Source organism: Actinomyces gaoshouyii (genome assembly GCF_002072175.1).
In the GTDB taxonomy this organism is placed as follows: domain Bacteria; phylum Actinomycetota; class Actinomycetes; order Actinomycetales; family Actinomycetaceae; genus Actinomyces; species Actinomyces gaoshouyii.
Genome location: NZ_MVIV01000002.1, coordinates 130,933 through 145,511, shown reverse-complemented (window position 1 = coordinate 145,511; position 14,579 = coordinate 130,933). Strand labels below are relative to the sequence as shown.

General features: G+C 70.9%; 12 protein-coding genes and 1 tRNA gene. 9 read left to right on the top strand and 4 right to left on the bottom strand.

Annotated elements, in window-relative coordinates:
* Nucleotides 1–7: 7 nt before the first annotated feature.
* Complete coding sequence (locus tag B1H50_RS02400) at nt 8–1,237, bottom strand: arginine deiminase (RefSeq protein WP_080462193.1); 1,230 nt, start codon at nt 1,235–1,237, stop codon at nt 8–10.
* Nucleotides 1,238–1,664: 427 nt separating this feature from the next.
* Between B1H50_RS02400 and tmk the strand changes: the two genes are divergently transcribed.
* Both tmk and B1H50_RS02390 read left to right on the top strand, forming a co-directional pair.
* Entirely contained in the window at nt 1,665–2,426 is a 762-nt protein-coding gene (tmk, locus tag B1H50_RS02395) for a dTMP kinase (protein WP_080462192.1), read from the top strand.
* A complete protein-coding gene (locus B1H50_RS02390) occupies nt 2,423–3,643 on the top strand; it encodes a DNA polymerase III subunit delta' (protein ID WP_080462191.1) in 1,221 nt (406 codons plus the stop codon). The genes tmk and B1H50_RS02390 overlap by 4 nt, the downstream gene beginning before the upstream one ends.
* Here the strand turns inward: B1H50_RS02390 and B1H50_RS02385 are convergent.
* Entirely contained in the window at nt 3,612–4,571 is a 960-nt protein-coding gene (locus B1H50_RS02385; protein ID WP_080462190.1) for a helix-turn-helix domain-containing protein, read from the bottom strand. The genes B1H50_RS02390 and B1H50_RS02385 overlap by 32 nt on opposite strands.
* 257 nt (nt 4,572–4,828) lie before the next feature.
* Between B1H50_RS02385 and B1H50_RS02380 the strand changes: the two genes are divergently transcribed.
* Nucleotides 4,829–6,472: an alpha/beta hydrolase gene (locus B1H50_RS02380; RefSeq protein ID WP_080462189.1), complete on the top strand. Its 1,644-nt coding sequence runs from the start codon at nt 4,829–4,831 to the stop codon at nt 6,470–6,472.
* Here B1H50_RS02380 and B1H50_RS02375 read toward each other — a convergent pair.
* Nucleotides 6,456–7,511, bottom strand: coding sequence for an asparaginase (locus B1H50_RS02375; protein WP_080462188.1), 1,056 nt, complete (start codon nt 7,509–7,511; stop codon nt 6,456–6,458). The two genes, B1H50_RS02380 and B1H50_RS02375, sit on opposite strands and share 17 nt — an antisense overlap.
* A 41-nt stretch (nt 7,512–7,552) precedes the next feature.
* Nucleotides 7,553–9,031, bottom strand: a complete 1,479-nt coding sequence (locus B1H50_RS02370) for an amino acid permease (RefSeq protein ID WP_080462187.1) — start codon at nt 9,029–9,031, stop codon at nt 7,553–7,555.
* 327 nt (nt 9,032–9,358) lie between these two features.
* Between B1H50_RS02370 and B1H50_RS02365 the strand changes: the two genes are divergently transcribed.
* The 6 genes from B1H50_RS02365 (at nt 9,359) to B1H50_RS02340 (ending at nt 14,104) form a co-directional block, all read left to right on the top strand.
* A tRNA-Thr gene (locus B1H50_RS02365) sits at nt 9,359–9,431 on the top strand.
* Nucleotides 9,432–9,861: 430 nt separating this feature from the next.
* The gene (locus B1H50_RS02360; RefSeq protein WP_080462186.1) at nt 9,862–10,182 is read left to right on the top strand and encodes a histone-like nucleoid-structuring protein Lsr2; all 321 of its coding nucleotides are present in this window, start codon (nt 9,862–9,864) and stop codon (nt 10,180–10,182) included.
* 164 nt (nt 10,183–10,346) lie between these two features.
* A complete protein-coding gene (locus tag B1H50_RS02355; protein ID WP_077240613.1) occupies nt 10,347–11,084 on the top strand; it encodes a phosphoglyceromutase in 738 nt (245 codons plus the stop codon).
* 150 nt (nt 11,085–11,234) lie between these two features.
* The gene (locus B1H50_RS02350; protein WP_080462185.1) at nt 11,235–11,729 is read left to right on the top strand and encodes a CarD family transcriptional regulator; all 495 of its coding nucleotides are present in this window, start codon (nt 11,235–11,237) and stop codon (nt 11,727–11,729) included.
* A gap of 41 nt (nt 11,730–11,770) precedes the next feature.
* The gene (gene ispD, locus B1H50_RS02345) at nt 11,771–12,616 is read left to right on the top strand and encodes a 2-C-methyl-D-erythritol 4-phosphate cytidylyltransferase (protein WP_095532454.1); all 846 of its coding nucleotides are present in this window, start codon (nt 11,771–11,773) and stop codon (nt 12,614–12,616) included.
* Nucleotides 12,617–12,625: 9 nt separating this feature from the next.
* Nucleotides 12,626–14,104 (top strand): MFS transporter, encoded by a 1,479-nt coding sequence (locus tag B1H50_RS02340; RefSeq protein WP_080462184.1) that lies wholly within the window; start codon nt 12,626–12,628, stop codon nt 14,102–14,104.
* Nucleotides 14,105–14,579 lie beyond the last annotated feature (475 nt).

The window sequence follows — 14,579 nt, the reverse complement described above, 5'->3', positions numbered from 1 at the left end:
AGAGTAGTCACGAGTCGAGGGGCTCGCGGATCACGGGGCAGCTCATGCAGTGCGGGCCGCCGCGGCCCCGGCCGAGCTCGCTACCGGGGATGGTCAGCACCTCCATGCCCATGGAGGTGAGGTATTCGTTGGTGTTGACGTTGCGCTCGTAGGTGATGATCACACCGGGCGCGACGGCCAGTGAGTTGGCGCCGTCGTCCCACTGCTCACGGGCGGCCGCGCGGCTGTCCTGGGGAGTCGTGAGCACGATGAGCTCATCGATGCCCAGGGCGGCGGCGATGGCGTCGTGCATGGCCTCGGCGGGATTCTCGATGACGTCCACCGCGCCCTCGCGCTCACCGGGGCGCAGGGTGAAAGTGGGGAGCATCCCCGCGCCGGCGTACTTGGTGAAGGTGCCGTGATCGACCATCGTCATGATGGTGTCCAGGTGCATCTGGGCGCGCGTCTTCCTCATCTTGACGGCGACGATCTCGCGCACGCCCCCGGCGAAGAGCTGGGTGGCCAAGCGCTCCACGCCCTGGGGGCAGGTGCGCTCGGAGACGCCGATGAGCACGGCGCCGTTGCCGATGATCTGGATGTCCCCGCCCTCGGTGGACAGCGCGGGGCTGACCGTGCCATCGGACCAGATGGGGAAGCCCCCGGCGGCGAAGAGCGGGTGCCAGGTATAGATGGCCCGGTAGTTGAGCGACTCGCGGCGCCGGGCCTGGCGCGACATGGAGTTGATCGACACGCCGTTGTAGATCCAGGAGGAGGTGTCCCGGGTGAACAGGTGGTTGGGCAGGGGGCCGATGAGAAGGTCCTCGGGGTCCATCGAGGCCAGGACCATCGAGGAGACACCCGGGATGCGCTCGAGGAGCTCCTCCTTGGTGATCCCCGCGATGAGGGTCTCGGCGAGTGCGGGCGCCTCCACGCTCTCGGCCCATTGGCGGATGGCGGGGGAGGCCGCCAGCCCCGTGGAGTCCTCGGACAGGACGGCGCCCAGCAGGAAGGCGCGCGCCTCGGGGATCTCCAGGGTCTCGGCGAGCAGGTCCTGCAGGTAGAGCACCTGGGCGCCGCGGCTGCGCAGCACTCGCGCGAACTCGTCATGCTCCTGCTGGGCCCTCTCGAGCCATAGGACGTCGTCGAAGAGGAGCTCGTCCTTGTTCTCAGGGGTCAGCCTCAGCATCTCCTTGCCGGGCCGGTGGATGATGACGGTCTGGAGGCGACCGATCTCTGAGTCGATGGATGGCGTGAGCATCGCGTCCTATTCCTCTGGAATCTGGCGCGGCGCCCGGCGAGGGCGCGCGCGGGGTGGCCCGGGGCGGCGTCGCCCTGGGCTGATGCGGTGATGGATTCAGGGTGTGGTCTCAGGGGTGTCAATGGTGCGGGGCTCGGGGCCCCGAGTGCTTCCGGAGGGCGGCATCGCCCTCCTGTTTGGTACGTGCGTACCATTGGTACAATCGTACCAATCGTGATGCGCGTCTACAACTGGAGTGAGGGAAGTCACTCGATCGTCGGCGCCCGCTGAGCGCCCCGCCCCCTCCCGCCCGGACGGGGGTGCTCGCGGCGAGCGTCGCTCCGACGGCGCAGGACAGCGCCGCTCCGGAGTCGCGCGGCGCTGTAGAGGGTTGAGGAGGGGGCGGAGGCGGCGCGCGGCCCCGACCGCGCGCCGCTACCCTGGATCCGTGACCGACGCCCCCTCGCCCGCGGCCCCGCCCCTCCCCGGCCTGCTCATCTCCTTCGAGGGGGGCGACGGCGTCGGCAAGACCACGCAGATCAAGCGCCTGGCCACCGTGTTCGCAGCCGCCAGGATCGACTACCGCCTCACCCGCGAGCCCGGCGGCACCGAGCTGGGGGCCCGGATCCGCCGCCTCCTGCTGCACGGGGGAGCGGTGGACCCGCGCGCCGAGGCCCTGCTCTACGCCGCCGACCGCGCCCAGCACGTCGCCGAGCTCATCCGCCCCGCCCTGGGGCGCTCCGAGGTGGTCCTCACCGACCGCTACCTCGACTCCTCCATCGCCTACCAGGGCGCCGCCCGCTCCCTGGGGGCCGCCGAGGTCCGGTCCCTGTCCGAATGGGCCACCGGCTCCCTGCTCCCGGACTTGACGATCCTCCTCGACGCCGACCCGTCCGTGGCCGACCGCCGCACCGGGGCCAGGGGCGCCAAGGACCGCATGGAGAGCGAGGGCGCAGCCTTCCGCGCCGCCCTGCGCGAGCAGTTCCTCGCCCTGGCCGACGCCGAGCCCGAGCGCTTCGCCGTCCTCGACGCCCGGCGGACCATCGAGGAGGTCGCCGAGGATGTCAACCGGCGCATTGCTGCGCTCCTGATGGCCCGCCCCGGCGCGGTGAGCGTGGGAGCGCCATCGCGGGGAGCGGTTCCGGACGCCCATGCCGCCTTCCTCCGGGCCGCGGCGCGCCTGAGCGGCCCCGGGGGGGAGAGGGCATGAGCGTCTGGGACGACGTCGTCGGGCAGGAGGCGGTCATCTCCGTCCTGTGCGGGGCGGCCGCGGCCGCGAGGGGTCTCGCCGAGCAGCGGGAGGCCCGGGCCGGCAGCGGGGTTGAGGCTCCCCCGAGCGCCACCGGTTCCGGGTCCGCCATGACCCACGCCTGGCTCATCACCGGCCCGCCGGGATCGGGCCGCTCCAACGCCGCGCTCGCCTTCGCCGCCGCCCTGCAGTGCACCGGGCCCGTCCCCGGGTGCGGCCAGTGCAAGCCCTGCCGAGACGTCATGAGCGGTGCCCACCCCGACGTCGTCCGCCTGGCCACCGAGAAGCTCATCATCACCCTCGACGAGGTCAAGGAGCTCATCGGTGAGGCGCAGCGCCGCCCCTGGACGGGCAGGTGGCGCGTCATCCTCGTCGAGGACGCCGATCGCATGGCCGAGCGCACCACGAACGTCCTGCTCAAGTCCATCGAGGAGCCGCCGCCCCAGACCGTGTGGCTCCTGTGCACCCCCAGCGCCGACGACGTCCTGCCCACCATCCGCTCGCGCTGCCGACTCATCACGCTGCGCATCCCACCCGCGGGCGCCGTCGCCGACCTCCTCGTGCGCCGTGACGGCGCCGACCCCGCTCTCGCCGCCCGTGCTGCCCGCGCCAGCCAGTCGCATATCGGCCTCGCCCGCCACCTGGCCACCGACCCCGACGCCTGGGAGCGCCGTCGCCGCCTCCTGCACGCCCCGGTGTCCCTGCGAAGCGTGGGCGACGCCGTGCTCGCCGCCGCCGACCTCGTCGAGAGCGCCGAGTCCGAGGCCCAGACCCGCACCGCTGAGCGTGACGCCGCCGAGCGCGCCGATCTCATGCGCGCCCTCGGCCTGGAGGGGGAGGGGCGCGTCCCACCCGCCCTGCGCGCCCAGATCCGCGCCCTGGAGGAGGACCAGAAGCGCCGGGCCAAGCGGGCCCGAACCGATGTGCTCGACCGGGCCATGATCGACCTGCTCTCCTTCTACCGCGACGTCCTGGCCGCGCAGATGGGCAGTGATGTCGAACGCGTCAACATCGACCTGGCCGAGCAGATCGATCGGGCGGCCGCCTCCACCGGGCCTGAGCAGTCACTGGCGCGCATCGCCGCCATCGAGGAGTGCCGCGGGAGGCTGCGCTCCAACGCCGCGCCGCTGCTTGCCGTCGAGGCCCTCATGATCCAGTTGCGCCCCCAGGCGCGCTGAGAGCGTCGCGCTGCCCGACCGGCGCGGCCGACTCGGTGGCTGCCCAGGAGCTGAGCAGGCGCAGCGCCTCCTCGCTCGGGCTGCCCGGCTCGGCCGCGTAGGACACGAGGGTGAGCCCCGGGCTCGAGGCCATCGCCGCGGGCTCGCAGGCGAGAGTGATCTCCCCGACCAGCGGATGGTGGATGACCTTGGAATCCCGGCAGATGTAGCGCACATCGTGGCGCGCCCACAGCCCGGCGAAATCACGGCTGCGGGTGGACAGCTCGCCGACCAGCGCCGTCAGATCCGGCTCCGTGGGATCGGCCCCGCTGGTCAGGCGCAGCATCGCCACGCTGTCCTCCGCGCCGATGTCCCAGTGGGGGAAGAAGTCGTGGGCGCGCGGATCGAGGAACATGAAGCGCGTGAGGGAGGGGGTGTCGTCGGCGATCTCGGGGATCGGGTCGATGAAGAGCGGGGCGTAGAGGGCCCGGGCCAATGTGTTGGCGGCCAGGCAGCGGCCCAGGCCGTCGCGGACGATCGCGGGGACATGCATGGCGTCGAGGATCCAGCGGGTTCCCGGGCGGAGCGCGGACCGCCGCCCGGGGCGTGCTCGGCGGCGCTGCCTGCCGGCGGGGGAGACCGCGCGGGCGAGGTCGAGGAGGTGCTCGCGCTCGGCGTCGTCGAGCAGGAGGGCGGAGGCCAGGGACTCCAGGACCTCGGCGGAGGCGCCCGCCAGCGATCCGCGCTCCAGGCGCGTGTAGTAGTCGACGCTCACGCCGGCGAGCATGGCGACCTCCTCGCGCCGCAGGCCGGGCACGCGCCTGCCCGCCCCGACGACGGGCAGCCCCACCTTGTCCGGGGTCACCCGTGCGCGGCGGGAGGTGAGGAACTCCTTGATCTGCGCGCGCGGATCAGCGGTGGGCGGCGCGACGTCGTCGGATCGGCTCATGCGGACAGGCTACGCGTGGGCGGGGCGCGCCAGTGCCGGGTGCCGCCCACGGCGGGGTCGTGGACGTGCGCTGGGGTTGCCGACGCGCTCCGGGGACGCGTCCGCAACCCCGAAGCGCGTCCACACCACACGGGCGTCCGCGACGACCCCAGCGATCGCGCGGTGCGGCCCTCGTCCTCCTCGGCAAGGACATCCCCGGGGCGTTCTCCCCCCTCGGGGAGGAGGGGTTCCCGGAGTGGGGCGTTTAAGCTGACGGCGTGAGCACTCTCGACGCCTCTTCCCGTCCCCGCCGGATCAAGATCCTGGCCGCCCTGTCCGCTCTCACCGCCGCAGCGGCGCTGTCGGCCTGCGGCAACCCGTCAGTCCCCGGCGCCACTCGGGCCACCGGCGCTGCCGCCGCCTCCGTCCCTGCTGGTCTGGAGTCGTTCTACAACCAGAGCGTGGAGTGGTACCCGTGCAAGAAGGATGCCGGTATGACTGAGCGCAGTGGCGATATGGGGCCTGGGACGATGAGTTGCGCGCGCGTGACGGTGCCTCTGGATTACAACAACCCTGGCGGCGAGACGATCCAGATCGCGATGAAGAAGCGCTCGGCCTCGGCCGATGCGGCCACGGGCACGCTGTTCATCAACCCCGGCGGCCCCGGCGGCTCCGGCGTCGACATCCTCCCCCAGGTCACATCGATCCAATTCTCCAAAGATGTCGTCACCGCTTACGACGTGATCGGTTTCGACCCTCGCGGGGTGGGCGCGTCCACGGCGATCGACTGCCTGACCGATGCCGAGCTGGATGCCGAGCGCTCCGGGACGGAGTCCTCCAGCCTTCCCGATGACGCCACGGGGGAGCAGAAGCGCGCTGCTGTGGCCGAGGAGACCGCCGAGCGCGAGGCCAAGTGCCGGGCCAGGACCCGGCCCGTTGCCCTGCTCGACCACGTGGACACGGTCTCGGCCGCCAAAGACCTCGATATCCTGCGCGCCGTCACGGGCAACTCCGCCCTCACCTATTTCGGCTACTCCTATGGGACCTTCCTGGGGGCGACCTACGCCGACCTCTTCCCGGGCAACGTGGGCCGCTTCGTCCTCGACGGCGCCGTCGACCCCGCGATCGGCGGCGGCCGGATGGCGCTGGGCCAGGCGAAGGGCTTCGAGAGCGCGCTGCGGGCCTATGTGGAGAGCTGCCAGTCGGGGTCGGACTGCCCGTTGACGGGCTCGGTGGATGACGGGATCAAGCAGATCCAGGACTTCCTGGCCTCCCTGAAGGCCGCCCCGATCGGGACCTCGGATGAGAAGCGCCCCCTGACCCGCTCCCTGGCCATCTCCGGGATCATGGTTCCCCTCTACCAGTCGGAGGTCTGGCCCCAGCTGAGCATCGCCCTGTCCCGGGCGATGGGCAAGACGACGGATGACGGGCAGCCCGACGGCGCCATGCTCCTGTACTTCGCCGATGCCGCTGCGCAGCGCGGCAACGATGGCACATACTCCGGCAACGGCGATGAGGCCATCAGCGCCATCAACTGCGCGGACTTCCCTGTTTCGGGGGACGCCGCCTCCTGGGATGAGGAGGCGGCGGAGATCAAGGAGGCCTCCCCGACCTTCGGCGACAGCCTGCAGTACACCGATGTCTCCTGTCGGGCCTGGGGGCACTCGTCGGGCAATGAGCGCAAGGCGATTCACGCCTCGGGGGCCAACCCCATCCTGGTGATCGGGACGACGGGGGACCCGGCCACGCCGTACGAGTGGTCCCAGTCGCTGGCTGATCAGCTCGACTCGGGCCAGTTGCTGACCTGGAAGGGCAATGGGCACACGGCCTACGGCCGCGCGGGCACGTGCGTGACCACAGCCGTGGATGACTACCTGCTCAAGGGCACGATGCCCGCCGAGGGCCTTACCTGCGAGGGCTGAGCTCGCCCGCGATCGGGCGCCCCATCGCCTCGGCGAGGGCCGTGCCGGCCAGGCCCTGGGCCAGGAGGAATTGCGCCTTGGCGTAGGCCGCCTCCAGGGTCATGTCGGCGGTGCCGACGGCGCCCGCCCGCGCGATGGCGTCCCCGGTGGCGTAGTGCCCAAGGAGCACCTCGGCCTGGTGGCACTGGGAGGCGACGAAGACCGCGGTCCCAGCCCGGATCGCCCGCGCGATCGCCTCGGTCAGCCCGGGCTCGTCGCTGGGCACGTTGCCCACTCCGAAGGCCCGCAGGATGACCGCCTCGGGCAGGGGGTCGAGCAGCGCCGACAGGCGCGCCCCGGTGATGCCGGGTGCCATATCGAGGACGACGACGTCGTGCCGGGCGTAGGGCCTGGGCTCCGTCCAGGCGGTGGGGGAGGTGGAGGCCCCGGAGGCCCCGTGGTTCTCGGACCACTCCCAGGGGGCGCCGTCGGAGCCCGTGCGGGCCAGCGGCGGGGCCATGGGCGAGGCGAAGCCCGCGAAGTCCCAGGAGGAGGACTTCGTGGCGCGGCCGCCTGCCAGCAGCAGGCCGCCGAAGAACAGGGCGACGCCGATCACCCGCCCGCTGACGGCCGCCCGCACCGCCCCCAGGACGTTCGCCTCGGCGTCGCTGCCCTCGGCCCCGAGCGGCAGTTGGGAGCCGGTGATGACGACGGGCGCCTCCATGCCCGCCAGGGCGTAGGACAGGGCGGCCGAGGTGTAGGCCATGGTGTCCGTGCCGTGGAGGATGACGATCGGCTCTCCGGGATGGTCGGCCGCGTGCGCGCGGACCGCCTCGACGATCGACTGCCAGGACTCCGGCGTGGCGTTCGAGGAGTCGATGAGCGGCTCCAGGGCCGCCAGCGACGTCGACTCCAGTGCCTCGAGGCCGGGGGCCGGCGGGCGGCTCGGGGGGAGGAGACCGGCGAGCCAACCGGCGAGATCGGCCCCCGGGACGAGGCCCTGGGGCGAGTCCACCATGCCGATGGTTCCGCCGGTGTAGATGATGTGGACGCTCCCCATGGGGCCCTCCTGCTCCTTCCCGCCCGCTCCGCCGCGGGCGGCTACTGCGGCTTCTGCTCGTCGTCGGGGCCGGTGGTCGCCTCGTCGAGGACGTGGTCGAGGAGATCGCTGCGGATCCGGCCCCGCACCCGGTACCAGCCTGCCACCATCATGACGATGACGAGGCCGAACAGGGCGAGGGTCCACCGGCCCTCGGGCTGCTGGACATTGGCGATGACGATGAGGGCGAAGAAGGCGATCGCGACGTAGTTGGAGTAGGGGGCGCCGGGCATCCGGTAGGCCGGGCGCTCCTCCAGCCCCTGATCGACCCGCTTGAGGAAGGCCAGGTGCGTCACGAGGATCGCCACCCAGGTGCCGGCGATGCCGATGCCCGCCAGGTTCATGACGATGTTGAAGGCGTCCTCCGCGAGGAAGGCGTTGAGGGCGACGCCCACGAGGCCCAGCGCGGAGGTGATGGCGATGGCGCCCGCGGGCACCTGGTGCTTGTTGAGGCCGGCCGCGAGGCCGGGCGCCTCGCCCGCCACGGCCATGGAGCGCAGCGTGCGGCCGGTGGCGTAAAGCCCTGCGTTGAGGCTGGACAGCGCCGCGGTCAGGACGACCACCTGGATGATGTCCCCGGCATGGGGGACGCCGATCCCGGAGAAGAAGGTGACGAAGGGCGACTCATTCTTGGAGTAGGAGGTGTAGGGCAGGACGAAGGCCATGAGGAGCACGGAACCGACATAGAAGACGAAGATCCTCAGGATCATCGAGTTGATCGCTTTGGGCAGCACGGCGATCGCGTCCTCGGCCTCGCCGGCGGCCACGCCCACCATCTCCGTGCCCCCGAATGCGAAGACGACGCCGAGGGTGAGGGTGAGGACGACCCCGATTCCCGCGGGGGCGAAACCACCGTGCTGCGTGATGTTGTCCAGGCCCGCCGTGTGGCCGCCCACCTCCGCGCCGCTGATGATCGCCCAGATGGCCACGAGCATGAAGGAGATGATCGCCGCCACCTTGATGAGGGCGAACCAGAACTCGGCCTCGCCGAACATCTTGACATTGAGCATGTTGAGCACGAAGACCAGGGCGAGCGCGATGAGCGCGAGAACCCACTGGGGAACGCTCCTGAAAGCGCCCCAGTAGTGCAGGTATAGGGCGACGGCGGTGATGTCCGCCATGACCGTCACCGCCCAGTCGAGGAAGAAGAACCAGCCGGTGATGTAGGCGCCCTTCTCCCCGAGGAACTCGCGCGCGTAGGACACGAAGGCGCCCGAGGAGGGACGGCGGATCGCGAGTTCGCCCAGGGCGCGCACCATGAGGAAGGCGAAGGCGCCGCAGATCGCGTAGGCGACGATGAGGATCGCTCCGCCCTGGGCCAGGCGCCCGCCGGCCCCCAGGAACAGGCCGGTGCCGATCGAGCCGCCAATGGCGATCATCTGAAGGTGGCGGTTCTTCAACTCCTTGCTGTAACCGGCGTCCCCCTTGTCATGCGCCACGGGGAACGCCGTGCTGGCGAGGGGATCTGTCTGCTGTGACATGCTGCTGGTCCTTTCCAGGGGAGGACGTGGCCTGGGGGGGGCGCCGCGAATGCGGCGGAGCCCGATCGGGTGCGGTGTGCGTGGCTGTGCCGGCGTGCGCCAGCGTGCGCCGACAGGTGCCATGGCGTGCGCCGATGCGCGTCATGCCCGGTATCTCGCCGTCGTCCGGGCCATCGCGCGCCGATTCACGTGCGAGGCAGTCTAAGGCAGCCCGAGATGGTCCGAGGTGGTCCGAGGCTGTGCTCAGCGCCACGGGGCGGCGGTGGCTCCCGCGTTGCGCCCGGCGCGCTGCGCACTGTAGAGTCCTCACGCCGTCGTTAGCGGCGCGCCACCTTAGCTCAGTCGGCAGAGCGATTCACTCGTAATGAATAGGTCGTGGGTTCGATTCCCACAGGTGGCTCGACCAGGGCCCTGGGATCAGCCGTCCCGGGTCCTCTCTCCTTGGCGGGCCCGCGATCAGGGGCTCGAGGTGCGCGAATTCGACCCGTCCGCACCTCTTGCGGGCCTTTCTCCATTCCCTCCGACCGCGCCTTGCGCGCCCTATCGGCCCGCCCGGAACTCGCGCCGCTCCGCGGTCTCCTCGGCGGACTGCGGCGCATAGGGGGGACGCGCTCATCGGCCGCCCGCTCATCGAATCCCGTGCTGCGCGGCCCTCCTCCGCGATCAGAAGAGCGCTGCTCTCAGGGTTCTTGCAGAGGAAATGTATAGAGTCCGAAGCGGCGAATCATGGAGCGATATTGCGCGACCCGTATTCCTCCATTATCCTTCAGGGTACTCGCAAGAGGATTCATCTCGGCAATCCTCCGACGTCACGAAGAGAAGAGTGAACCATGGCCCAGAAGACCCAGATCATCCTCGTCGACGATATCGACCAGTCCGCCGCGTCGCAGACAGTCACCTTCGGCCTGGATGGGGTGACCTATGAGATCGACCTCAATGACGAGCACGCCGCCGCGCTGCGCGAGTCCATTGAGGAGTGGTCCTCCAAGGCCCGTCGCGTCTCCGGTCGCCGCAATGTCCGCCGTCGGGGCTCCAGCTCCTCGGCTGAGACCCAGAAGATCCGTGAGTGGGCCCGCAGCCAGGGCATGGAGGTCTCGGACCGCGGGCGCATTCCCGCCCCGATCCGCGAGGCCTACAACCAGGCCCACTGAGGCCCCTCGCGCCTCGTCGAAGGCGCGAGGCCCCGTGCCGCGCCGCCCGGGAGGGCCCTCGCTCCCGGGCGCCGCTGACCGCAGGCCCCTGGTCCCCGTTCCGGATGATCCCGGATGGGACCTGGGGCCTCGCGCGCGGCGTGCGCGCCTGGCAGGATAAGCCCATGGCTTACACCCTTGTGCTGCTCCGCCACGGCGAGAGCGAATGGAATGCGAAGAACCTGTTCACCGGTTGGGTCGACGTCCCCCTGTCCGAGAAGGGCCGCGCCGAGGCGGTCCACGGCGGCGAGCTCCTCAAGGAGGCTGGCGTCCTCCCCGAGAAGCTGTTCACCTCGATGCTGCGCCGCGCGATCATGACGGCGAACCTCGCCCTGGACGCGGCCGACCGTCACTGGATCCCCGTCGAGCGCGACTGGCGCCTCAACGAGCGCCACTACGGCGCCCTCCAGGGCAAGAACAAGAAGGAGATCCGCGACGAGTACGGCGAGGAGCAGTTCATGCTCTGGCGCCGCTCCTACGACGTCCCGCCGCCGGCCATCGAGCTCGGCAGTGAGTTCTCCCAGGACGCCGACCCGCGCTACGCCGGTGAGCCGATTCCCGCCACCGAGTGCCTCAAGGACGTTCTCGCCCGCCTCCTGCCCTACTGGGAGTCCACGATCGTCCCCGAGATCAAGACCGGCAGGACCGTCATGATCGCCGCTCACGGAAACTCCCTGCGCGCGATCGTCAAGCACCTCGATGGCATCTCCGATGACGACATCGCCGCCGTCAACATCCCCACGGGCATCCCGCTGGTCTACGAGCTCGACGAGGAGACCCTCCAGCCGCTCAAGAAGGGCGGCCGTTACCTCGACCCGGAGGCCGAGGCGAAGATCGCGGCCGTGGCCAACCAGGGCAAGTGAGTCCCGCGCCCGTACTCGGGCGCGCTCGTCGATGATGGCGCCGGGCCCCGTGGGCACGGCGCCATCGCGCGCTGTGAGCAACCTCCCCCGGTATCGCGCCGCATCGCACTGGTAAACTGAGGCTCCTGTTTGCTTGAGGAGACCTCACCCATGACCCTTGAAGTCGGAGAGACCGTCGTCTACCCCCACCACGGCGCGGCCCGGATCATCGATATTCGCCAGCGCAAGGTGAAGGGGGAGGAGAAGACCTACCTCCAGCTCGAGGTCGCCCAGGGCGACCTGACCATCCTCGTCCCCGCCGAGTCCGTCGAGCTCATCGGGGTCCGCGACGTCGTCGACGAGAAGGGCCTGGAGAAGGTCTTCGAGGTCCTGCGCGCCCCGTTCACCGAGGAGCCCTCCAACTGGTCGCGCCGCTTCAAGGCCAACCAGGAGAAGATCGCCTCGGGCGACGTCATCAAGGTCGCCGAGGTCGTGCGGGACCTATCCCGCCGGGACACCGATCGCGGCCTGTCGGCCGGTGAGAAGCGCATGCTCTCCAAGGCCCGCCAGATCCTCGTCTCCGAGCTCGCCCTGGCGCAGAAGACCCCCGAGGACGAGGCCGAGAGCCGCCTCGACGAGGTCCTCGCCTCGGGCGCCGCCGCCTGACGGCGCCCGGGCTGCCACGCTCCGTCCGAGCGAGCCCCGCCATGACCGCCGCAGCCCCTGAGGCCCTCTGCCCGGTGATCGCCGTGGTCACCGCCGCTGGATCGGGCAGTCGCCTCGGCGCCGAGCTCCCCAAGGCCCTCGTTCCTCTTGCCGGGCAGTCGCTCGTGCGGCGCGCGGTGCACGGCCTGCTGGCCTCCGGCGCCCTCGAGCGCGTCGTCGTCACGGCGCCGGAGGGCCGGATCGAGGAATTCCGCCGCGAGGTGGCCGATCTCGGTGCCGTCGAGGTGGTTGCGGGATCGGCCGCCTCCCGGCAGGCGAGTGTCGCCCTCGGTCTTGAGGCGGCCCTGCGCGCCCAGCCCGACGCCGCCCTCATACTCGTCCACGACGCTGCCCGCGCGCTCACGCCCCCCGATGTCATCCGACGCGTCGTCGCCGCCCTGCGCGAGGGGCACAAGGCCGTCATCCCCGTTATGCCGGTGACCGACACCATCAAGGAGGTCCGGCCCGGTGAGGCGATCGAGCCGATCGTCGCCACTGCGGACCGCGCCCGGCTGCGCGCCGTCCAGACGCCCCAGGGCTTCACGCGTGAGACCCTGCTGGCCGCCCACCGCGCCGGCGCTCAGCGCGCCGTCGGCGAGGGCCTCGCCGCCTCCGACGACGCCGGACTGGTCGAGGCGATGGGCGTGGACGTCGTCGCCGTCGCCGGGGACGCGCGCGCCCTCAAGGTGACCACAAGGTTCGACCTGCTCCTCGTCGAGGCCCTGCTCGCCGCCGAGGAGAGCGCGTCCGCCCAGCGCGGGAGGGCACGGGCAGGTGCGGGAATGACCAACAGGACCGTGTCTCATCTGTGCTCCAGGGGCGAGCAGAGCGGAGGGCTCACACCGTAGGCTCGGGGCATGCCCTCCCCTGATCCATCCCTGGGGGCGACCATCGCCTCTGGGGGGCAGACCAAGCCCCGCCTCCTGACCTGGCCCGTTCTCGCCTGGGGGCTGTGGGACTGGGGTTCGGCCGCCTTCAACGCCGTTATCACGACCTTCGTCTTCGCGACCTACCTGGTCTCCTCGTCCTTCGGCGATCCCACCTCCAACCAGTCGCAGCTGTCCGCCGGCATGGCGGTCGCCGGCCTGCTCATCGCCCTATTCGCCCCCATCACGGGGCAGAGGGCCGATCGCGACGGGCGGGCCGTCGCCTCCCTGGGGATCTACACCGCGCTGGTCGTGGCCGTCTCCGCCGCGCTGTTCCTCGTCAAGCCCGCTCCCGGTTACCTGTGGCTGGGGATTGTGCTCATGGGCGTGGGCAATCTCTTCTTCGAGCTCGCCTCCGTCAACTACAACGGGCTCCTGTCCCAAGTGACCGCCAAGGAGCGGATCGGCGCGGTCTCCGGGATCGGCTGGGGCATGGGATACCTGGGCGGGATCGTCCTGCTGCTCGTGGTCTACGCGGGCTTGATCAGCCCCGAGGTCGGCTGGTTTGGCGTGACCAGCGCCAACGGCCTCAACGTCCGCGTGGCCATGCTCATGGCCGCCGCCTGGTTCGGGATCTCGGCGATCCCGGTCCTGCTCACCCAGTCCAGCGCCGCCAAGCGGCGCCGTCGGCTCGAAGAGCCCGCGGCGGGCGATCCCGGGGCGGATAGCGCCAGGCGGATCCCCGAGATGGGGACGGAGCCGGCGGAGCCCGGGGATATCCCCAGCACCGGGGGCGTGATCGGTGCCGGGCGCCACGAGTCGATCCTCGCGTCCTACCGGCACCTGTGGCGCACCCTGCGCTCGCTGTACCGCTCCCACCCGAACGTCCTGCGGTTCCTCCTGGCCTCGGCGATCTTCCGGGACGGGCTCGCCGGGGTCTTCGCCTACGGCGGCATCATCGCCCGCACCATCTTCGACTTCTCCGACGCCCAGGTCATCCAGTTCGCCGTCGCCGCCAACGTGGTGGCCGGCATCGCCACGATCGCCTGCGGTCGCCTCGACGACCTCATCGGGCCGCGGCGGGTCATCATGGGCTCACTGGTCATCCTCGTCGTGGCCGGCAACGCCCTCTTCCTCCTCCATGACGGCGGGAAGGCCGTGTTCTGGGCGCTCGGCCTGGCACTGTCCGCTTGCGTCGGACCCGCCCAGTCGGCCTCGCGCACCTTCCTCGCCCGTCTCATCCCGGACGGACGCGAGGGCGAGATCTTCGGGCTGTACGCGACGACGGGGCGCGCCGCTTCCTTCCTCGCCCCCGCCCTGTACGGGGCGGCGATCTGGGTGGGGGCGTGCTTCGTGGGGCAGGGCGCCGGCCACTGGGGGATCCTCGGCATCATGACGGTGCTCATCGCCGGGCTCGTCCTCATGGCCGGGGTCAAGGGTCCTGACGGCCATCTCCAGCATCTCTCCTGACCGGGGCCGCCCGAGTCACTGCCCAGCGGGTCAGTGCGATAGCGCTCTCGGGGGAGAGCGTCCCGGGCAGCATCCGCAGCGCCCGCTCGTACTCGGCGCTGATCCGATCCGGCCGAGCCGTCTACGACGGCGCGCCCTGGATCACCCGAGACGGCGACATTGCATGGATCGACGTTGACGAACTGCTGCGCGAGACCGGAGCCTGGTTGGGAGGAGAACAACGCCTGGCGCGCATCGCCGCGTCGCTGCTGAGCGGCCCCGTCGTCGACCTGTCCGAGGACGTGCCCGGCCTCGAGCGTCAGATGACTGCCCTGGTACTTGCCGCGATCACTCACGCCAACGGCTCGTATGAGCACTCAGAGATTCAGTTCAGCGAGGACGGCACCCGCGAGGCTTCTCGCGAGTGCCCGTGCTGTGCCCCTGGCCCGATAACGATCGTTTCTGAGCCGACACCGGCCGGGAGCTGATGAAGGTC

Coding starts and splice junctions, on each gene's coding strand:
- B1H50_RS02400 (WP_080462193.1), bottom strand. CDS start 1,237: ATGCTCACGCCATCCATCGACTCAGAGATCGGTCGCCTCCAGACCGTC.
- B1H50_RS02390 (WP_080462191.1), top strand. CDS start 2,423: ATGAGCGTCTGGGACGACGTCGTCGGGCAGGAGGCGGTCATCTCCGTC.
- B1H50_RS02385 (WP_080462190.1), bottom strand. CDS start 4,571: ATGAGCCGATCCGACGACGTCGCGCCGCCCACCGCTGATCCGCGCGCG.
- B1H50_RS02375 (WP_080462188.1), bottom strand. CDS start 7,511: ATGGGGAGCGTCCACATCATCTACACCGGCGGAACCATCGGCATGGTG.
- B1H50_RS02370 (WP_080462187.1), bottom strand. CDS start 9,031: ATGTCACAGCAGACAGATCCCCTCGCCAGCACGGCGTTCCCCGTGGCG.
- B1H50_RS02360 (WP_080462186.1), top strand. CDS start 9,862: ATGGCCCAGAAGACCCAGATCATCCTCGTCGACGATATCGACCAGTCC.
- B1H50_RS02355 (WP_077240613.1), top strand. CDS start 10,347: ATGGCTTACACCCTTGTGCTGCTCCGCCACGGCGAGAGCGAATGGAAT.
- B1H50_RS02350 (WP_080462185.1), top strand. CDS start 11,235: ATGACCCTTGAAGTCGGAGAGACCGTCGTCTACCCCCACCACGGCGCG.
- ispD (WP_095532454.1), top strand. CDS start 11,771: ATGACCGCCGCAGCCCCTGAGGCCCTCTGCCCGGTGATCGCCGTGGTC.
- B1H50_RS02340 (WP_080462184.1), top strand. CDS start 12,626: ATGCCCTCCCCTGATCCATCCCTGGGGGCGACCATCGCCTCTGGGGGG.